The 18,635-nt window shown below is 34.7% G+C and carries 21 protein-coding genes; 15 read left to right on the top strand and 6 right to left on the bottom strand.

Features of this window, described 5'->3' with window-relative positions; genetic code table 11:
• The first annotated feature begins 116 nt into the window (after positions 1 to 116).
• The gene (locus C9J37_RS05580; RefSeq protein ID WP_137067729.1) at positions 117 to 305 is read left to right on the top strand and encodes a hypothetical protein; all 189 of its coding nucleotides are present in this window, start codon (positions 117 to 119) and stop codon (positions 303 to 305) included.
• 80 nt (positions 306 to 385) lie between these two features.
• Here the strand turns inward: C9J37_RS05580 and C9J37_RS05575 are convergent, their stop codons facing one another.
• Complete coding sequence (locus C9J37_RS05575; RefSeq protein ID WP_235617040.1) at positions 386 to 1,249, bottom strand: LysR family transcriptional regulator; 864 nt, start codon at positions 1,247 to 1,249, stop codon at positions 386 to 388.
• 471 nt (positions 1,250 to 1,720) lie between these two features.
• Between C9J37_RS05575 and C9J37_RS28875 the strand changes: the two genes are divergently transcribed.
• The 4 genes from C9J37_RS28875 to C9J37_RS05555 all read left to right on the top strand — a co-directional run bounded on the left by C9J37_RS28875 (position 1,721) and on the right by C9J37_RS05555 (position 4,542).
• Positions 1,721 to 1,921, top strand: coding sequence for an NUDIX hydrolase (locus C9J37_RS28875; RefSeq protein WP_235617037.1), 201 nt, complete (start codon positions 1,721 to 1,723; stop codon positions 1,919 to 1,921).
• Between the two features lie 393 nt (positions 1,922 to 2,314).
• On the top strand, positions 2,315 to 2,599 hold the full coding sequence (locus C9J37_RS05565) for a CD3324 family protein (protein ID WP_107894599.1): 285 nt from the start codon (positions 2,315 to 2,317) through the stop codon (positions 2,597 to 2,599).
• A 257-nt stretch (positions 2,600 to 2,856) separates the two neighbouring features.
• Positions 2,857 to 3,450: a GNAT family N-acetyltransferase gene (locus C9J37_RS05560; RefSeq protein WP_107894598.1), complete on the top strand. Its 594-nt coding sequence runs from the start codon at positions 2,857 to 2,859 to the stop codon at positions 3,448 to 3,450.
• A 594-nt stretch (positions 3,451 to 4,044) separates the two neighbouring features.
• Entirely contained in the window at positions 4,045 to 4,542 is a 498-nt protein-coding gene (locus tag C9J37_RS05555; protein ID WP_024363257.1) for a P-loop nucleotide/nucleoside kinase family protein, read from the top strand.
• Positions 4,543 to 4,709: 167 nt separating this feature from the next.
• On the opposite strand, the gene C9J37_RS29625 is transcribed toward C9J37_RS05555, so the two are convergent.
• The 3 genes from C9J37_RS29625 to C9J37_RS05545 all read right to left on the bottom strand — a co-directional run bounded on the left by C9J37_RS29625 (position 4,710) and on the right by C9J37_RS05545 (position 6,746).
• Entirely contained in the window at positions 4,710 to 4,805 is a 96-nt protein-coding gene (locus C9J37_RS29625; protein WP_219818977.1) for a putative holin-like toxin, read from the bottom strand.
• Between the two features lie 169 nt (positions 4,806 to 4,974).
• Complete coding sequence (locus tag C9J37_RS05550) at positions 4,975 to 5,784, bottom strand: endonuclease I family protein (protein WP_107894597.1); 810 nt, start codon at positions 5,782 to 5,784, stop codon at positions 4,975 to 4,977.
• Complete coding sequence (locus C9J37_RS05545) at positions 5,784 to 6,746, bottom strand: S8 family peptidase (protein WP_107894596.1); 963 nt, start codon at positions 6,744 to 6,746, stop codon at positions 5,784 to 5,786. The genes C9J37_RS05550 and C9J37_RS05545 overlap by 1 nt, the downstream gene beginning before the upstream one ends.
• 439 nt (positions 6,747 to 7,185) lie before the next feature.
• Between C9J37_RS05545 and C9J37_RS05535 the strand changes: the two genes are divergently transcribed.
• Both C9J37_RS05535 and C9J37_RS05530 read left to right on the top strand, forming a co-directional pair.
• Positions 7,186 to 7,545 carry a DUF4275 family protein gene (locus C9J37_RS05535; protein WP_235617036.1) on the top strand — a complete coding sequence of 120 codons (360 nt, stop codon included), beginning with the start codon at positions 7,186 to 7,188 and terminating at the stop codon, positions 7,543 to 7,545.
• A gap of 67 nt (positions 7,546 to 7,612) precedes the next feature.
• Positions 7,613 to 7,816 (top strand): transposase, encoded by a 204-nt coding sequence (locus tag C9J37_RS05530; RefSeq protein ID WP_167397262.1) that lies wholly within the window; start codon positions 7,613 to 7,615, stop codon positions 7,814 to 7,816.
• Between the two features lie 100 nt (positions 7,817 to 7,916).
• Here the strand turns inward: C9J37_RS05530 and C9J37_RS29380 are convergent, their stop codons facing one another.
• A complete protein-coding gene (locus C9J37_RS29380; protein ID WP_268807980.1) occupies positions 7,917 to 8,048 on the bottom strand; it encodes a hypothetical protein in 132 nt (43 codons plus the stop codon).
• Positions 8,049 to 8,424: 376 nt separating this feature from the next.
• Between C9J37_RS29380 and C9J37_RS05525 the strand changes: the two genes are divergently transcribed.
• The 3 genes from C9J37_RS05525 to C9J37_RS05515 all read left to right on the top strand — a co-directional run bounded on the left by C9J37_RS05525 (position 8,425) and on the right by C9J37_RS05515 (position 10,586).
• Positions 8,425 to 8,847 carry a hypothetical protein gene (locus C9J37_RS05525; RefSeq protein ID WP_107894593.1) on the top strand — a complete coding sequence of 141 codons (423 nt, stop codon included), beginning with the start codon at positions 8,425 to 8,427 and terminating at the stop codon, positions 8,845 to 8,847.
• A 241-nt stretch (positions 8,848 to 9,088) separates the two neighbouring features.
• On the top strand, positions 9,089 to 9,562 hold the full coding sequence (locus tag C9J37_RS05520) for a hypothetical protein (RefSeq protein WP_153063483.1): 474 nt from the start codon (positions 9,089 to 9,091) through the stop codon (positions 9,560 to 9,562).
• Positions 9,563 to 9,863: 301 nt separating this feature from the next.
• Positions 9,864 to 10,586 carry a MerR family transcriptional regulator gene (locus C9J37_RS05515; protein WP_107894591.1) on the top strand — a complete coding sequence of 241 codons (723 nt, stop codon included), beginning with the start codon at positions 9,864 to 9,866 and terminating at the stop codon, positions 10,584 to 10,586.
• Here C9J37_RS05515 and C9J37_RS05510 read toward each other — a convergent pair.
• Entirely contained in the window at positions 10,578 to 12,599 is a 2,022-nt protein-coding gene (locus C9J37_RS05510; protein WP_107894590.1) for a HelD family protein, read from the bottom strand. The genes C9J37_RS05515 and C9J37_RS05510 overlap by 9 nt on opposite strands.
• A gap of 395 nt (positions 12,600 to 12,994) precedes the next feature.
• Between C9J37_RS05510 and C9J37_RS05505 the strand changes: the two genes are divergently transcribed.
• The 5 genes from C9J37_RS05505 (at position 12,995) to C9J37_RS05485 (ending at position 18,596) form a co-directional block, all read left to right on the top strand.
• Complete coding sequence (locus C9J37_RS05505; RefSeq protein WP_107894589.1) at positions 12,995 to 13,993, top strand: Gfo/Idh/MocA family protein; 999 nt, start codon at positions 12,995 to 12,997, stop codon at positions 13,991 to 13,993.
• Between the two features lie 16 nt (positions 13,994 to 14,009).
• Positions 14,010 to 15,512, top strand: coding sequence for a sugar ABC transporter ATP-binding protein (locus C9J37_RS05500; RefSeq protein ID WP_107894588.1), 1,503 nt, complete (start codon positions 14,010 to 14,012; stop codon positions 15,510 to 15,512).
• 23 nt (positions 15,513 to 15,535) lie between these two features.
• On the top strand, positions 15,536 to 16,534 hold the full coding sequence (locus C9J37_RS05495; protein WP_107894587.1) for an ABC transporter permease: 999 nt from the start codon (positions 15,536 to 15,538) through the stop codon (positions 16,532 to 16,534).
• A gap of 21 nt (positions 16,535 to 16,555) precedes the next feature.
• Complete coding sequence (locus tag C9J37_RS05490) at positions 16,556 to 17,521, top strand: sugar ABC transporter substrate-binding protein (RefSeq protein ID WP_107894586.1); 966 nt, start codon at positions 16,556 to 16,558, stop codon at positions 17,519 to 17,521.
• 64 nt (positions 17,522 to 17,585) lie between these two features.
• A complete protein-coding gene (locus C9J37_RS05485) occupies positions 17,586 to 18,596 on the top strand; it encodes a LacI family DNA-binding transcriptional regulator (RefSeq protein WP_107894585.1) in 1,011 nt (336 codons plus the stop codon).
• The last annotated feature ends 39 nt before the right edge of the window (positions 18,597 to 18,635 follow it).

The following is an 18,635-nucleotide window of genomic DNA, read 5'->3' as shown; positions in this document are numbered from 1 at the left end:
ATTTACATGGATTTTATATGATGGGTGACCAGGAGTTGGTGTGGATTGCGATTTCACTTTAATGTAATACTAGTGTCTTGATATAATAAAAGAAAATGAGGTTATGGGAACGGAGGATGATGACTATTCGCAATAAAAAATTATGGTTTTTGTTGATTGTAGTTGTGATTTGGCTAATATGGTATTCCACTAGACCACTAATTACTTTTGATGAGGCTGTACCAGCATTGGATATTGCGAGCATCAATAATGTTTTAATTTCAGATACGAGACAACCGTATTATCTTGATCAAGAGGGATGTTAGTCATTTTATTCAACAAATGAGCCATATTGTTGAATAACATTCTTTTATGAAAAGTTACCAAACAGCGGTTTGATAACTTATTATTTATTATTTAAAAGAAAATCTAAAAACAATTCAGAACTAGTATTTGGCTGCATGTTTAATCGTGTGCATACATGTACAGGGCGTATAATTTCTATGTTTTTCACATAAATCCTCTGCAGTTGATTAGTATCTAAATACCTTTCAACAGCAATAGATGGAGATAAAGTAATACCATAACCTGAAAGAACTGCTTGAACCGATTCCGTTAATCCATTAAAAACTAATCCTATTTTAGGAAATGGCACACCTTGAGTATGACAAATGGATTGAAAAAGTTTTCTTGTTGAACTCCCTTCTTCTCGCATAACAAATGAGTATTGAACAAGTTCATCTAAAGTGACCTCTTTATTTGCTAATTTATGCTTTGGATGAGTAACGAAATAAAACTCAATATCTTTCCAATGTTTACTTACTATGTTAGACTCATCTATATTTTCAGTAACAATAATTCCTATATCTGCCTTATAATTTAGCAAATTATGAATCATGTCTTTCGTGTTTCCTGATTGAAGTACGAATTGAATATACTCATTTTCATCTTTATACTTCGAAATGAATGGTGGAAGTATAGCCGTAGCTGGTAAATAGGTCGACGCGATGACAATTGTTTCAGCTGCTTGTTTTTTTATATTCGCGATTTTTGTTTCTATCGAGGTTTCTAATGAAAAAAGGTTTTCCGCCTCTTTTGCAAGAATGCGTCCTACTTTCGTTAATTGAATTCCTCTACCTTTCGATTGGATCAATGTCACATCAAGCTCTTTTTCTAAATGGCGAATTTGTATCGTTACAGCTGGCTGACTCAAACATAGATACTCTGCGGCCTTTGTTACATTTTCAAATTCAGCTACCGTTTTAAATATTCTTAAAGAACGGGTTATTTACAATGGGATTATGCAATTGCTTTGGGTACGGGATCTATCATTGGTACACAAGTTGCATTAAAAATCGTATCAAAAATACCTTTAAAAATTGCTAAAGGGTTAGTAACTACCATCCTAATTTTATTAATCGTTCAAGTAGCATGGCAATTTAAGTAGATATGCAGTACTAAATCACGATCTTCAGCAATCGGGCGCTTTTCTTGAAGATTATTGAGTTGCATAGGCAGCTCTTTTTTCTTATTCAACTAACGGTGCAGTTTAGTTGAATAAGTAATGTTTCAATAACTAGGAGGTAATTAATAAAAAATCACTAAGAACAATGGTTTTGCTTTTCTTATTGTAAGAGAAGATAAAATACATGATTATCTAAGATTAGCTGGCTCATATGCAGTATTCAAGTGCGACGACAAATATCTTTTAGGTTATAACACTTGGAGAAAGCAACGGGAATTGCCAGCAGGACAATTAGAAAAGAATGAAACGTCAAAGGATTGTGCAATCAGAGAACTTTACGAGGAAACTGGTCAAATAGTTTCAGATTTAGAATTTAAAGGTTTATTAAAAGTGAAAAACTTATCGAATGATGAAGTGAAATATAATCCTATTTATTTTACCACCTTGAGGAACTCCAATCATTTCAAAAAAAAGTGAGACATCTGAAATAAAATTGGGGGATTTATAGGAGCAGATTGGATATATAGATGAGGTAGACATTAAAATATTTGACTATATTAAATAAAAATTTGCTGTAACTTTTATTAAACTAACGAAGCAGGTTAGTTTAACAATAAAGTGTTAATATTTATTTTGAAACAACTAATTTTTGAAGCAGATTAAGGTATTGGATTCCTATAAATCAAAAATAGATATGGTATAATATGTATTAAATGTAAAGCGGAATTGTATTAAAATCTAAAATTGCAAGGAGGAATGAGTGTATGAGAAGGAATACTATTTTTGCATAGCAAAGGCTATTGCATAATAAAATAATTGAAAATAGCCTTTGCTCTTCCTAAAAGAAATACTAAAATTAGGAGTGCAAAAATGAGCTATAAAAAAGCAAAGCATATACTTCCAACTGAGTTGGTGGAGTTAATACAGAAATATGTTGATGGTGAATATATTTATATTCCACGAAGAAAAGATAGTAAAAAGAGTTGGGGGTCCAGTACTGCAACCAGAGGAGAATTGGATCTAAGAAATTCTAATATATATAATGATTATCTATCGGGGTTGAATATAGCTTCTTTGTGTGAAAAATATTATTTGTCATCAAAAAGTATTCAAAGAATTGTATTAAAAGAAAAAAGAAAAAGAACAAATTTTTAAAATAAGCCAATGTAGTTTTATGCCGCATTGGCTTATTTTCTTTTATGAAATAAGTTTGAGGTTTTTTCAAGTGATGTAAGTCAGATATAATCTAAACAACTCTTATAAAAGGTAAGGGAGCCAGCTAATTGATTTTTGATACCCAGACGTAGTTTATCTAGATTAATGAACTGAAGTGGAAGTATGGGCGGACATTGTTACTTAAGGAATTGTTTTTTTGCAAAATGAATATTAGCAAAGGAAGAGGGGGGATAGATATGAACAATTTATTTACAATAGATTGTGGTGACATATTGCTTAGAGAATTTAGAATTGAAGATGCTGATGCTATTTATGAGCTTACTTCACAACCTGAAGTTTATAATTTTCTACCAGATTGGCGTTCAACAAAAGAACAACGATTAAACTGGGTCACGAATTATGAAATTCCAGACAATAAAAAGTTTTTGTTAGCTGTACCTAATATTAGTGGTGCTAATTATTTGAAGTTGGGAATTATATTGAAGGAAACTGGAGAATTTATTGGTTTCTGCAATACAGGTATTAAAGAAGAGCTAAGTGAACCAAACCGAGAAGTTGTTTATGCAATTTCAAAGCAATACAGTTGTCGTGGATACACAACAACAGCAGTAAAAGGATTGATAAAATATTTGTTTGAGAATACAGATGTAGAGCTACTTAATACAGTTGTTCTACCTCACAATTTAGGCTCAAATAAAGTTATTCAAAAATGTGGATTTCGTTTTAATGGAGAAATTGAAATTGAAGACCAAATTCACTATCATTACACTCTTAACAAAGAGGATTGGAAAGGAAAAAAAATCACTAAGGCTATTGAAATATTCAACTAGTGGGAGTGTTTCAACAATAATGTAGACGTTTACTTACTAACCAAGCAACGTTCCTGTAATAAGTGGACGGAATGTTCTTAGTAAAACATTTAAATGTGAATAAATATACTTAAACTAACGGGTGCTTTTCTTCAATAAGGTACTCAACAATCGGGCGCGATTCTGTAGCAAGAATTGCGCTATTTCTTTTTTGGAGGCTATTTTATAGTGTATGAAAACTGTCATTTTGTCAGTGTATATTTTGGGGAAATTTAATAAAATTTAAATAATCATAATTAGCTTCTCCATCGTATATGAACTAAATCTTTCTGAAAAGCAGTAAAAGGGATTGGTTCAATCGCTACCCCTTTATATTAAAGAAAAAAGGATATGCTTCTTTATGGATTAAAGAAACGATAAATGTACTAGAACAGGAAGAAAACTATAACAACTTTTTCCTTTATAGTGATATTGGGATAATAGGTGAGTTTTCTAATAATCCCTTTGTATGCAATTTCATTACATAACAATTACTATTATTAATAAGCCAGGTTGTAAATTATAATTTTACAAGATAAGGAAATAACCGATAAAATAAGATGGAGGGATAAAAATATGAAAAAACTAGGGACTCTATACTTTTTCTGCGGAAAAATGGGAGCTGGAAAAACGACTAAATCAAAACAAGTGGCTTTAGAGAAGCAAGCAGTATTGTTATCTGAGGATGAATGGCTTGCATCTCTTTACCCTAATCAGATTACAACATTTGAAGACTATCTTAAATTCTCAGCGCAACTCAAGCCGATGATGAAAAAGCATGTCCAAAACATATTAAGTGTTGGTACAGATGTAGTCATGGATTTTCCAGGTAATACTCAACAACAGCGAAAATGGTTTTTGGATATTGCATCAGAGGTAAATGCAAACCATCAACTAATTTTCCTTAATTTAAATAATGAGCAATGCTTACGTCAAATTGCACAAAGGTGTATCGAACAACCCGAAAGAGCAACTTTTGACACAGAAGAGACGTTTATTCATGTTACTAATTTTTTTGAAGAACCAGAAGTATCCGAGGGTTTAAATATTTTAGAGTTTAGTGGGGAAGAATAATAAGGTTTGCAACATATCCTTGAAGATTTAAAATGTGTAAAAAATACCAAAATAGACCAGCGATAGTTTCTATTAAAGGTAATGAGATTGTTCGGATTTAGATGATTACATTAAAGGCGATTGGCATTCTAGTAATTCACCCTACTCTGTAAGGTATAGAGGGCGATTTACTTTTTTTTTGAAAAAGTAAATGACAACGCAAGAATCGTTACAATAAGTGTAGCGAAACTAAACATGAGCGTTATAGACTCATAAACTGTCATTGGAACCATCTCCTTTGTTTTCGTTTGAAACGAATTTTTGGAATAAAAGATGACCAATCACCCTTAATATCTCGACCTACTACATGTAGAAATTATACCTTTATTAACGTTTAATGTTAAAAAAGCGAACACTAATTCTTTTGTACGATTATATGGGAATTAGTGTTTTTTAATTTGTTACGATACAGTCTGCAATCTCTGGAAAATCAATAAATGGATTCCGATTGCCTTGAAGTTCATGGATAGCTAGGTTGCGATGCTTTTCATAGATAGATACTGGAAAAGATTGATGCCATTTTAACAATAAGGAGATATTCTCTAGTTCTTTTTTTATTATGTTTGGATAGCGAATTAGGAAATAGAGTGTTGCTCTAGCAACGATTCCTTTGCCGTATTCTGGTTCGAATTTACTTTCTTCAGCTTTGCCGCAGCCATCTTTGATTCCTAAAATTAATCCTTCAGGGATATAATCATGGAAATCGTAATAAGGGTAGTTGCTGCGACTGCTATTGCAGGTAGGATTGCAGGCGAATAAATGATGCAAGTCTCCTCTCATCGGTTCTTTTTTATCGAACCATGATTGAGGCACTACATGTTCACAGTTAAATAGATTATCCGATAAGATGCTTATTAACCCTTTTGCCTGCATTTCGTGGAGCCGAACGTCCTCCTCTATGACAGAAAGGGGATCCATCCTTTTTCCAGAATAAAGACTTTTTAATGAACCGTTTTCCTGTAAATCAACCCAGGGGTACACATAACGGTGCGGGCTGTAGTTTAATTGATCTGTATGTGTTTTTTTAAGCAATGTGTGAAGGCTGTCTAAAAGAGTAGTATTCGTGAATGAAATGCTATGATAGTATTGATTTCTGACTTCCTTATCTTTCTTTTCGTCATAATAGGGTCGATTTTCCTGATAGTTTAAAAAGTCTGACTTGGCCGTTTCCCATTCACAGTATAGCAAATCTAGTTTTTCCATTATATTTTCAACGCCTGTCCAGATAATTTTTGGTTGAATACATTCGATAAGTATTCCTCTGTTGTTAAGTACAGCATGCCGTTGCCTTCGAGTTTTGGCGAGTTTCCTAAAGGAATCGTTCTTTTTATTAATTGTGCATACAGCTCAGCCTCTGTCAGATTTCGCTCAAAGTTTCTGTTGGCATTCTCTTTTATGAGTGCAAGTGCACCAGATATATGCGGTGTTGCCATCGAAGTTCCGCTTAGTTTTGCATAAGTTCCGTTTAAATACGTTGAAAGGATTTCTTCACCAGGGGCTACTAAGTCGACTTCATTATTCGAATTTGAAAAATAAGAAGATCTGCGTTGCAGGTTAATGGAACCGACGCTGATGACTTCATTGTAGCAGGCAGGATAGGCCAATTCATTTGAAGAACTCTGTCCATCTCCCTCATTACCAGCAGCACAAACGACTAGTATTTGATTAGTGATTGCGTTTTGAATAGCTTGGTGTAACTCAGGTACATCGACAGAACCTCCGAGGCTCATGGAGATGATATCCACCCTTTGTTCAACTGCATAGTTAATACCATTTATGATCCAGTCGTATTGCCCTGATCCATTTTTATCAAGCACTTTTAAAATCAATAAACTTGCCTCAGGTGCAACACCAACTACTCCTGTGTAGTTATTGATTGCAGCAATTGTGCCAGCCACATGGGTTCCATGGCCATTATAATCGATGTATCGATCAGGTTGTCCATCATCATCATGAGTGAAATTCCACCCACCGATAATACGCCCACTCAAATCAGGATGGGTGACGTCGCAGCCTGTGTCCAATATCGCAACAGTAATCCCCTTTCCTTTAGAATTCTCCCAAACTTTTGGTGCTGCAATAATTTTAATACCTTCTGGCACCACTTCGACCACTTCGACCACTTCATTCACTTCAAACGGAATTAAATGTAACTTTTGCTTCATTTGTATCCCTCCTGAAAGAAATTAGGTTTTAAGTATATTCTTGGTAATTAATAACATTCTAACAATTCTGAATTTTGATTAACAGTTACAATAGATGTGTTTTTATCTAAAATATCAGAATTTTAATAGTGAAAATAGTATTGGTATCTATTAGTCAATATTGCATGATAACATCTTAAAGATGTGGATGTTTGTACTTAAAATAAACTGCATTGGAGAAGTTGAAGTTCATGGAATAGAAGATGCTTATAAAGGTATCGAATTAATACGTGTACATAAACTTTCTAAAGATACAACATAAACTGAAGTAGAAAATCTATTCTCTACGCTATTTCACAAAGGTGAAAAGGGCTATAAAAATCCAAAACAATGCGTGGGTAAAATTACAATATCGAGCAAAAAAAGAAAATGGTGAAATTGTATTTTTAGGATAGAAATTTTGTTGAAAGCAGATGAAATTATTGATTTATGGGACAAGACATTTGCAAAAAATATTAATGAGCAATTAAAGAAAGAAATACATTACGAACAATTTAAATGGCATATTTTCAGTTATGAGAAGCAAGATTGCTTGAAAAAAGAAGATGCAAGAGAGGCATTCGATACTTCTTCCAAAGATGAACTTTATGTGATGTATCAAGGTTTCCCCATTGTATTCCTTTACACAAGTGCAAAGGAAGTAGTGTCAAAAGACTTTGATTCGCAACTAGATATATATATATTTGATAAAAACTTTACTTGGACATATGTTCATACGCACGAGTCAATGTGTGGTCCATATTTTTATAAGGTAATATGAAATTAAGCACCATATGAACTGCACCCAATTGTTAGACACATCTAACAATTGGAGGTGCAGTTTTTTAATGGCTAAATATACTGCAGAGGAAAAATTACAAGCAGCATTACGATACTTAGAGGGCAAAGAAAGTTCACATGAAATTGCTAAATCGATCGGGACAGATCATACGACTATACTTAACTGGTCTAAACAATATGAGTATAACGGTGTTGAAGAGTTTATAAAAATAGAAACGAACATACGCTCTGTTATATTGTATACATATTAGACTAATATTTCAAAACCTAGTTAATAAATCTAATATGTATTGAAAAAGAGGATTTATGCTCATATATTGAACATACTATCCTCTTATAAGTTTAGTCTATTTAATAAATTAATTGTTTAGTGGCTAACAGTGTGGTTAACCGCTCATCTTCTAAATCTCTTAATGTTTCACTAGCCAAATCAATGACAAAACCTGAAACAATAACGTATAAACGAAGTAGCTTCTTTGTCATCTTTAACCATCCTGCAAACTAGTTTTTTCTTTACAATAAGTTTAACAAAGTGAAATGAAATTTTTAATAATGTCCTTCTATTTTTAATTGAATCAAACGAAAAATTCTGATAAATTATTAAAAAATACTTGAAAGGAGATTGAAGCTATGATGATTCATACAAGTTTTAATAGTAGTTAAACTTATGTAAATGAATTTTTTGATGTTGTTTGTTTTCTATAAATTTTACAGCAAATGATGTGTAGCGGAGTACTTTTAGAAAAATACAAAAACGTCTAATGATACTATTTCTTTACTAAAATCTTAAAAAGTAAAGAAATAACGTAAACATCCTTAAAAGTAAAAAATATATGAGGGAAGAATTTATGAAAAATTCATGTTTGTATTACTTTTATTATTAGTTTCAATAGGTGTAGGAGAAAATAAAGCTTTAGCAGAATCAATTACAGCGGAAGTTAATTATGGGAATGAAAATGATATTGATCAAGAAGAAATTGATAGAAGATTAGGAATTGTATTTGACTACTTAAATGAACATGCAAATCATGATTTTAATAATGAACCTTCGTTAGTTTATGATATTCCAGTTGGAGAAGGGATTATTGTTAATGCTGAAATTTCTAATCAAGAGGTTTTAAGAACAAGAGCAATTGGTAGTAGTAGAGATTCTATTAAAGCAAATACAAATTATAATTATAGTTTAAGACTTACGAACATAGTAGGCTCTGGAGATATAACTATATATACTGTGAACTATACTACGGGTAGCCCAATAGCTTCCTGGAAAAGATGTATATAGAATAACGGTAAATAATGTTTCTATTTTTGGTACACCCCCTTCTGGCTTTAGCGTAGGGAATACAAATACCTACATAAAAAATAACAATAATATTATTGTAAGTACTGGAGGATACATCACATATAAACGTGTTCTTCTAGCAGATAAAACTATAAATTTCAATGATGTTTCATTAGGAAGCCTTGTGGGCGGAACTTTAGTAGTTAACTATTCATATCGAGTGAATTAAAAAGGTGTGATTATGTTGAAAAGGATTTCTAAGAAAACAATACTATTTTCGATGCTTCTGGTTGTGATGATTGCTGTATCGTACTATCTTATTGGGCAACAAAAACCAAAACCCGAGGTTACAAGTGAATTGACTGAGTTTTTGCCAAATGGTGAAATGAAGGTAAGAGTGATGGAAGAAGTCGATGAAGAAACAACGCAGTGGCGTAGGGCAAAAGAGGCAGATATAAAATCACTCATAGCAGAACAAACAGGTTTAAAAGGTGAAGATGTTCTAGTTTCGGCAACCTCTGAATCCAATATAGGTGATACGGAGAATCAAGAAATAACATGTTCAGTTGTGCTGCGCACGGAGTCAACATTTGATGACCAAATTATTCAAAACGTAGTAGATGGGATTATCCATGTTTTCAAACAAGATTCGAAGGAAGTAACTATTAATAAAGAAAATATTGTCATTACAAATAATACAGATGTCCTCTATTAAAAATACAACGGCTATGTAATAAAAAGTAAATAACCTGTTGGAAGTAAAGAGGCGCTAATTTGACAGCACCTCACTATCACAAATGATATGCTCTCAAAATTTTATTTGTTTAATGTGCCTACACCTGGGAGCATATCTTGCTTCATTGGGTGCTTTTTTTATGCCGATAATCAATCATTTTCTTTTATTCTTTGGATTGCGGTACCCCATTGCCCTAGCTATTGTTATCACTGGCATTTACCATTTGATATACTTATTAAATAGCATTACATCCTATCTTTAGTTAGTGAGGCGGTCTTTTATGAGAACTAGTGAAATTGCCCAACTAGTTCAGGTTCATCCGAATACGGTTCGAATTTACGAAGAATGGAAGTTTATTTCGCCTGTGCCGAGAAAAGAGAATGGTTACAGAGAATATTCTTATCTTCATCTAATACAAATGAAAATTGCTCGGCTTGCTTTTAGACAAGAATTTATTCAAAATAATCTGCGAAAAAAAGCCACAAAAATAGTACTACTAAGCGGTAGCGAACAGTTCATGGAATGTTTATATGCTGCAAAATCCTATTTAAGTTTTTTGCAAACAGAATATGATTACGCTTTAAAAGCAGTTAAAACGGTTGAACACTTATTGCAAAATCAACCAACTTCCACTGAAACATTTTCCCACAAAACTGTCGCGTCAATGCTTCAGTTAACAGAAGAAACATTACGGAATTGGGAACGGAACAATTTATTTACTGTAAAGAGAAACACACAAAATCGAAGAATCTATTCTGAGCGTGATATACAAAAACTACTTATTATTCGTACGTTACGCAGCGCACACTTCTCGATTACAAGCATTGCCAATTTATTTCGAGAAATGGAACAATCGAAAAATGATATTAATCTACTGCAAATATTACAATCAACCACCTTTAAAGATGAATTTTTTCATGTAACGGATGATTTAATTACTCAATTAAAAATAGCGATGAAAGATTTAGAATCCATCATCGCTATACTAAAAACATTACAGTAATGGGGAAGGGGCGTTAATGTCTACTAAAAGCATTAATTCATGCATTGCCCGTGTGGAAGCGATATAAAGTAATCCATTATCAAATTCAGTATGATAATTAGCTTTGTTTACAAAGGGGATGATGACCATATCAAACTCAAGACCTTTTGCATACTGTATTGTAGTTAAAAGTAGCCCTGTTTCAAACTTTTCTGATTGACCGTCCAGTACTGTAAATGATAAGTTTAAATGCTCTTTCAACACTTGTAAGTCCCTCTCTGTTTTACAGATAATAGCGGTAGATTGATAGTCATTCCTCGCATTTTCATGGATTTGTTTTACCATTTGTTCTAATGTGTCATACATTAATTCAATTGGTTCCTTCCCATGCCTTTCAATCGGATGAATTTCACCATTGAGCATAAACTTTTTCCCATACATGGCAATTTCATACGATGAACGATATGTTGTTGTTAATTCTACGTATTCTAGATTATTAAACATTGCTGCAAATGCCTCTTTTGATATCGTTTCATACGGCAAAAGCGCTTGGCTAAAATCACCAATAATTGTTCGTTTACAAGTAAACACACTAGACAATACTGCATACTGAATAGGAGTATAATCTTGCATTTCATCTAATACAAAGTGCTGGACAAGCTCATATTTTTTAATTCCTTTAAAATAAATTTGGACATATAGATAAGGGTAGACATCATTAAATTCAAAGCGCTTTGTTGAAAACTTAACTATATTTTCGCCAAGCGTATCAATAAAGGCACGGTAAATTGCGAATGGTGAAGTAAACAAGAGACGCTTTTTTAAAAGCTTTATAATTTCAGTTTTTGTTGGTAATTTACCTTCTCTAGTTCGCTTAGACTTGAGTGCTAGAATAATATCATCTGCTAAAAGTTCTAATCGTATAACAACCGGCTCTTTTCTATATTGAAGGAAACGCCCTTGTAAATAATCTGCTTTTAGTTCTACACCAGCAATCGTTATACTTTCGTTTTTAAGAAGCTTCAAGTCTAATTGATCCAAAAAGGCTTGTAGTTTTTGTACAAATTGATAATTTCCTTTGATTTTTGCACGAGTAGCCAACGCACCGTTTGGATTCGATATAATGATTTTCGTTTCTTCTTCAAATGGTGTAAATGTTACAGTAGCTGGCAATAAATTTGAAGTAAACTCGTCCAAAGTAAAGGAACGAATCGGCTCTTCACCAAGCTCAGGGAGGACAGTAGAAATATAGTCGCCGAATACTTTATTAGGGGACAAAATAAAAATACGTTCAGCTTGTAACGTATCACGGAATTTATATAAATAATAGGCGATGCGATGTAAGGCAACAGCTGTTTTTCCTGAGCCAGCAACGCCTTGAATGATGACATTATGTGCGGATTCATTTCGCACAATTTTATTTTGTTCCCGTTGAATTGATGTGACGATTGTTTTCATCTTTTCACTTGCATACTGATTCAATGTTTGCTGAAGAACTTCATCTTGTATCGTTAATGAGCTATCAAGCACATATTGCAGTTTAGAATTCTCTATTTTTATTTGACGTTTTTTAATAAGCTCACCGTCAAATTGTTTATCCATCGCCGCATAATGTGCTTTACCTATTTCAAACTCGTAGTACATATTGCAAACAGGTGCACGCCAGTCATAAATTAATTGCGTTCCTTCTTCATCAGCAAAACCAAAACGTCCAATATAAATCGTTTCTGCCTCACAAAGGTCTTCTCCAAGATATAAAAAATCGAATCGTCCGAAATATGGAGATGTAATTAGCTTTGTTATCTGCTCACGTTCCGTCACATGAGCGAAACCTCGCTTATCAATCATCCTTAACGTTTGCTGGTAATTATACACTTCAAATTTATCCAGTTCACTTTTATATTCAACCATATATTTTTGTAAATCTTTAAAACGATAATCTTGATGATGTATATCTGTTGAAAGCTTTTTATTTGCAATTGTTAATTTATTTAAAGTTTTTTCAAGATATGTTATTTCGTTTGGATCTATCATAAAAATCCCTCCATCTCATATTTTTCACCCAGTTTATCAAAAAGAATCTCGCTGGTGTTATAGTGGAGGGTTATCATTTTAATCCAACACTTAATTCGCTGTTTCAAGGATTGAAAATTGTATAGTTGGAATTTTTTTTTGCTAAATAAAAATATTTATTGCAATAGTGATTTTATTTTCTGAAAAATTAAACAAAACTTTATATATCAATTTACATAGGTTTTTAAGACTCTATAAAAAGAAAACTATTCAATAAATTAGAATAAAGAAAAGTGTTGTTTAACTAGCTATTTTAAGTTTTTTAGAGAAAAAATGTGTTGATTTATATTTTTGTATTTTGTAGAATTCAATTTAAGTAAGCGCTTAACTTATAATCCAACTGGAGGATTTACAATATGCTTAAAGTAGCTGTTATTGGCTTAGGTCGTTTAGGGCGTTGGCACGCTATTAATTTACGGAATATTCGTGAAATTGAATTAATGTCAGTTTGTGATCATTCACTTGAAGTCGCCCAGTCTGTTGCAAATGAATTGAATATTCCGCATTTTACGAATAATGTGGATGACATTATGGCAAATGAATCGATTGAAGCTGTAGTCATTGTGACTTCAACTAGTACACATTATGACATCATTTCCAAAGCAGTCTCTGCTAATAAAGCAATTTTTGTAGAAAAACCACTCACCATCGATATGGAAGAATCGTTAGCTATTCAACAACAAATAAAGCAAACCAACACTTTTTGCCAAGTAGGTTTTATGAGGCGTTTTGATTCGGACTACGTGGAAGCGAAAAAAATTATTGCTGCAGGTGGAATTGGGAAGCCGCTTTACTTTAAAGGTATTAGCCGAGACCCAGTAGCACCTGAAGGGAGTTTTATCTCTCGCAGTGGAGGTTTATTCATCGATATGTGTATCCATGATTATGACCTTGCTCGCTTTTTAATGGACGATGAAGTGAAAGCGGTTTCTTCATTTGGCAGCAATATTAAATATCCGGAGCTAGCACAATATGGAGATGTCGATCAAGGTTTAACCTATCTCCAATTTGTCAATGGAGCTACGGGTGATATTGAAGGCAGTCGTTGTGCCTACTATGGCTATGATATTCGTACAGAAATCATCGGTTCAGAAGGAACTCTACTTATTGGTAGTAGTCGAAAAAACAATGTCAATATTTTAACGAAACAAGGCAATTTACATGAAATTATTCCTGCATTTCCACAGCGTTTTGAGGTTGCTTATGTTAATGAGTTAAGCGCTTTCGCTTGCGCTGTAATGGATGGTAAACCTTCACCTGTAACTGTGGATGATAGTTTACAAGCACTGAAAATTGCTTATGCAGCAACTGCCTCATTTAAAGCACAAGGTAAAACCCACACCGTAAAACTGTAAGAAGGGAGGCCTATTTATGTACGAAGCGTTATTTGAAATGAAAAATATTTACAAGAGCTTCCAAAATAACCACGTGCTTAAAGGTGTTGATTTTCATGTCCGTCCGGGTGAGGTACATGTATTGCTTGGAGAAAATGGGGCGGGAAAATCGACATTAATAAAAATATTAACTGGTGCTTACTCAATGGATCAAGGTGAAATCATTTGGCAAGGGAAGCACGTTCAAATTAACAGTCCGATTGAATCAATGGAACTTGGTATTGCGACGATTTATCAAGAACTGAATGTTATACCAGAGTTAACAGTCTATGAAAATATTTTTTTAGGTCGTGAACTTAAAAAAGGAGGAAAGTACAGTTTACTCGATCGTAAGGCAATGATTGAGCGTGCAGAGGAGTTACTGATACGACTTGGGCAAAATCCAAAACTAGCAACTACCCCATTGAACAAGCTTGGCATGGGCCAACAACAACTTGTAGAAATCGCCAAAGCATTAATTTTAGATGCCAAAGTGTTAATAATGGATGAGCCTACATCCAGTTTAAGTGGAGGGGAAGTAGAGCAATTATATAAAATTGTCGATCAATTACGCGAAGAAGGGATTGCGATTATTTTCATCTCGCACCGTCTAGAGGAAATTCGACGTTTAGGTAACAGAATTACGATATTACGTGATGGTCTCAGCATTGAAACGGTAGATGTTGCGACAACGGATACAGACTACTGGATTGAGCTAATGGTAGGGCGCTCACTTGATGAAAAATTTCCGAAAAAAGATTTCACGCGCGGAGAAGTTGGCTTTCGCATAGAAAACTTTAAAGTAACGGCTGACTCCCCAGCACTCAATATGGACATCCATTATGGAGAAATTGTAGGGATTTCCGGTTTAGTAGGTGCGGGACGTACAGAGTTTGCACGGGCAATTTTCGGCGCTGACAAACGGCATGCAGGAAAAATTTACATTGATGGCGTTGAGCAAAATATTCAAAGCCCTCGCCAAGCAATTGATGCAGGAATTGCTTTTATTACGGAGGATAGAAAATCTGAAGGACTACTGCTCGATTTACCCCTTGATTTCAATGTGTGCTTAGCGAATATGAAGAGCTTTAAAGGTAGAGGAAATTTATTAAGCCCAGCCGCAATGCGAAACCAAGCAGAGACATATGTGCAAGAACTTAAAATTCGCCCTAGCAATATTGAGCTTCACGCACGCAATTTTAGTGGGGGTAACCAACAAAAGGTTGTGATTGCCAAATGGCTTTGTACAAAAGCGAAAGTTTTTATTTTTGATGAGCCAACGCGGGGAATTGATATTGGGGCAAAAGTTGAAGTTTATCGCTTAATCAATCGCTTAGTTGAGGAAGGGGCGCTTGTCGTCTTGATTTCATCTGATTTACCGGAAATTTTAGGCATGTGTGACCGTGTATTGGTGATGAATCAAGGCAATATTACGGCAAATTTACCAATTGTAGAGGCGACGCAGGAAGCTGTTATGAAGGCTGCAACTCTTGGAGCATAGCACTAAAAGGGGAGGAGAAAATTATGAGTGAATTAACCGAATCAGTTGAATCCGTGAAATCACAAGGAAAAGAACAATTTTGGAAAAAGTTAATAAGTAAGTTCGGTTCACTGTTAGCACTAATTATTTTAATGATTGTACTAACAATTATGTCTGATCGCTTTTTAACCGTCAACAACCTGACCAATATTGCTAGGCAATCTTCTATTAATGCCTTGCTGGCAATCGGCATGCTATTGCCAATCTTAACAGCAGGTATAGACTTATCTGTTGGTTCGATTTTAGCGCTCTCGATTATGATTATGGGGGTTGTATCCATCAACTTGCAGATGGGTCCAGTAGTGGGGATTATTGCTTGTTTAGCAATAGGAGCGGGTTTTGGTTTGTTAAACGGGTTACTGTTAACAAAATTACGTTTACCACACCCGTTTATTTCAACATTAGGAACAATGAATATTGCACGAGGAATTGCCCTTATTATTACGGGTGCAGCGCCAATTGCTGGTTTTCCTTATATGATTCAGTTTTTAGGTAGTGAATTTGCTGGCCCTATTCCAATCAGTTTCTTATTAGTGATTGTCGTCTATACGCTATTTCATATTTTCTTGACGCGTTCACAAACAGGACGCTACATCTATGCAATTGGTGGAAATAAAGAGGCGGCACGTTTATCAGGAATTAATGTCGATCGCGTGCTTATCATTGTTTATACCATAAGTGGTTTTATGGCTGGCTTAGCAGGTCTTGTGTTGGTTGGTCGTGTCAACTCTGCATTTCCATTAGCGGGTTTAACCTATGAATTAGATGCAATTGCCGCAGTTATTATCGGAGGAGCCAGTTTCTTTGGCGGAGTTGGAACCGTATGGGGTACATTAATTGGAGCACTTATTATAGCAGTTTTACGCAATGGTTTGAACTTACTCAATGTATCGGCAGACTTCCAAATGACGGTTATTGGTCTTGTGATTATTGCTGCTGTTTATGTAGATGTCTTACGTCAGCGTAAATCAAAATCAAATTAAACAAAAGGGGATAAAAAAACCATGAATAAAACAGCTAAATTATTTTTATCAATCGGTTTAATGACTTCACTTTTATTAGCGGCATGTACTGATAATTCAACATCTTCGTCATCCTCAAGCTCAGATGCTGATCCCAACATCTCGGTTGTTTTAAAAACGTTATCGAGCCCATATTGGAAATATGTAGAGGCGGGTGCGAAAAAAGCAGGTGAAGATTTAGGCGTAAATGTCACAATCGTTGGTCCTTCTGCTGAATCGGAAGTGATCCAGCAAGTGAATATGTTAGAAGATCAGCTAAGTCAATCACCAGATGCAATTGTTGTATCCCCTAGTCAACCAGATACCGTTATTCCGACACTCGAAAAAGCAGCAAAAGATGTTCCGGTACTTCTTATCGACTCAGATGCAGATTTTAAAGGTAAAGTAACTTTCATCGGTACTGAAAACTATACAGCTGGTCAAGAAGGCGGTAAAAAATTAGCGAGCTTACTCCAATCTGGAGATAAAGTTGTGCTTATCTCTGGGGCATTGGGCAATCCAGCGACTGACGAACGCATTAAGGGAGCAAAGGATGCATTAGAGCAAGCGGGGATGTTGATTGTTTCTGAACAGCCTGCAGATAGCGATAAAACAAAGGCGCTATCAGTTATGGAAAATATCCTTGAAAAAGATAGTGAGATAAAAGGTGTATTTGCAGCAAATGATGATATGGCACTTGGGGTATTACGTGCTGTTCAAGCGAAAAACTTAGACATCAAAATCTTTGGTACTGATGGCACAGAAGAAGCGGTGCAATCAATTCTTGATGGCGGTCTAACAGGGACCGTAGCACAGAGCCCGTACAATATGGGATACCAAGGGGTAGAATACGCTGTCAAAGCAGCGAAAGGTGAAGATGTTGAAAGTCGTATTGATAGCGGTATTGATATTATTCAAAAGGATAATGCACAAAAGCAATTAGAGTTCTTACAAACGATTGGAAAATAACAAATTGTAAGGTGATTTCGTGTACTTTTCACTTTTGAAAACACATTAAATAAAGGAGTTTTGAATGATGAGAGCAACGATTTACGATGTAGCAAAAGAAGCAGCTGTATCTATTGCTACTGTTTCTAAAGTAGTCAATGACACAGGTCAAATTAGTGAAAAAACACGCAATCATGTAAAACAAGTAATGAAAAAATTAGATTACGAGCCTAGTACGATTGCTACTGCCCTTTCAGGAAAAAAGACAAAAACACTCGGTGTACTTGTACCGAATATTGCCAATCCGTTTTTCGGGGAAATTACGCGTGTGCTAGAAAACATTGCGCGCGAACTCGATTATGCGATTATTATTTGCAGTACCTATAATCAGCCGGAACGTGAAAAGGAGTATATTACGTTACTGCTTCGAAAGCATGTTGACGGAATTATTATTGCCACTGAGCAACTGGATGAAGAGACACTTCGTAAAATTAATAAACGAGACACGCCAATTCTGAAATTTTCCGTTCAGGCCAATCCAAATGAAGCAACTGGTGTGACTACAAATAATTTCGAGGGTGGGTATATTGCGGCTCGCTACTTATTCGATAAAGGTCATCATCAAGTAGGACTAATTGGTGACTTATCAAGGGATAGTGAGAAAAAACGTTTGCAAGGATTTTGTGATTATTTTGAAATGCAACAGCATGCTATCCAAGCATCTTATATTATTTCCAGCGATTCAGAGTTAACGGAAGCGAAAAAAGCGGTTGACAGGCTACTTAACAACACACCAAGACCAACCGCTTTGTTTGCAACAACAGACTTTTTAGCCATTGTAGCGATTAATAGCGCTACACAAAAAGGAATTAAAGTACCTGAGGAGCTGTCGGTAGTTGGCTTTGATAATACAATTTATGCACAGCTTTGCCAACCACCGTTAACGACGATTGAACAGCCGATTGAGGAAATGGGGAAATTGGCTATTCATCAATTGTTAAAAATTATTAATGGTGAAAAAAGTATACCGTATGAACAGATTGTATTAACGCCAAAGCTTATTGAACGACAAACGGTAAGTTCTATCAATTTGTAATACAAGGGCTATTTAAAACGTACATGTGATTTATTCATT

The organism is Lysinibacillus mangiferihumi (assembly GCF_003049665.1).
Lineage (GTDB): Bacteria > Bacillota > Bacilli > Bacillales_A > Planococcaceae > Lysinibacillus > Lysinibacillus mangiferihumi.
The sequence above is the reverse complement of the archived record's forward strand: the minus strand, read 5'-3'. Positions and strand labels throughout refer to the sequence as shown.

What these genes read in the sequence shown, in the direction of transcription:
- C9J37_RS05580 (WP_137067729.1), top strand. Translation starts at nt 117, where the DNA reads ATGATGACTATTCGCAATAAAAAATTATGGTTTTTGTTGATTGTAGTT.
- C9J37_RS05565 (WP_107894599.1), top strand. Translation starts at nt 2,315, where the DNA reads ATGAGCTATAAAAAAGCAAAGCATATACTTCCAACTGAGTTGGTGGAG.
- C9J37_RS05560 (WP_107894598.1), top strand. Translation starts at nt 2,857, where the DNA reads ATGAACAATTTATTTACAATAGATTGTGGTGACATATTGCTTAGAGAA.
- C9J37_RS05555 (WP_024363257.1), top strand. Translation starts at nt 4,045, where the DNA reads ATGAAAAAACTAGGGACTCTATACTTTTTCTGCGGAAAAATGGGAGCT.
- C9J37_RS29625 (WP_219818977.1), bottom strand. Translation starts at nt 4,805, where the DNA reads ATGACAGTTTATGAGTCTATAACGCTCATGTTTAGTTTCGCTACACTT.
- C9J37_RS05550 (WP_107894597.1), bottom strand. Translation starts at nt 5,784, where the DNA reads ATGGAAAAACTAGATTTGCTATACTGTGAATGGGAAACGGCCAAGTCA.
- C9J37_RS05545 (WP_107894596.1), bottom strand. Translation starts at nt 6,746, where the DNA reads ATGAAGCAAAAGTTACATTTAATTCCGTTTGAAGTGAATGAAGTGGTC.
- C9J37_RS05530 (WP_167397262.1), top strand. Translation starts at nt 7,613, where the DNA reads ATGGCTAAATATACTGCAGAGGAAAAATTACAAGCAGCATTACGATAC.
- C9J37_RS29380 (WP_268807980.1), bottom strand. Translation starts at nt 8,048, where the DNA reads ATGACAAAGAAGCTACTTCGTTTATACGTTATTGTTTCAGGTTTTGTC.
- C9J37_RS05525 (WP_107894593.1), top strand. Translation starts at nt 8,425, where the DNA reads ATGTTTGTATTACTTTTATTATTAGTTTCAATAGGTGTAGGAGAAAAT.
- C9J37_RS05520 (WP_153063483.1), top strand. Translation starts at nt 9,089, where the DNA reads ATGTTGAAAAGGATTTCTAAGAAAACAATACTATTTTCGATGCTTCTG.
- C9J37_RS05515 (WP_107894591.1), top strand. Translation starts at nt 9,864, where the DNA reads ATGAGAACTAGTGAAATTGCCCAACTAGTTCAGGTTCATCCGAATACG.
- C9J37_RS05510 (WP_107894590.1), bottom strand. Translation starts at nt 12,599, where the DNA reads ATGATAGATCCAAACGAAATAACATATCTTGAAAAAACTTTAAATAAA.
- C9J37_RS05505 (WP_107894589.1), top strand. Translation starts at nt 12,995, where the DNA reads ATGCTTAAAGTAGCTGTTATTGGCTTAGGTCGTTTAGGGCGTTGGCAC.
- C9J37_RS05500 (WP_107894588.1), top strand. Translation starts at nt 14,010, where the DNA reads ATGTACGAAGCGTTATTTGAAATGAAAAATATTTACAAGAGCTTCCAA.
- C9J37_RS05495 (WP_107894587.1), top strand. Translation starts at nt 15,536, where the DNA reads ATGAGTGAATTAACCGAATCAGTTGAATCCGTGAAATCACAAGGAAAA.
- C9J37_RS05490 (WP_107894586.1), top strand. Translation starts at nt 16,556, where the DNA reads ATGAATAAAACAGCTAAATTATTTTTATCAATCGGTTTAATGACTTCA.
- C9J37_RS05485 (WP_107894585.1), top strand. Translation starts at nt 17,586, where the DNA reads ATGATGAGAGCAACGATTTACGATGTAGCAAAAGAAGCAGCTGTATCT.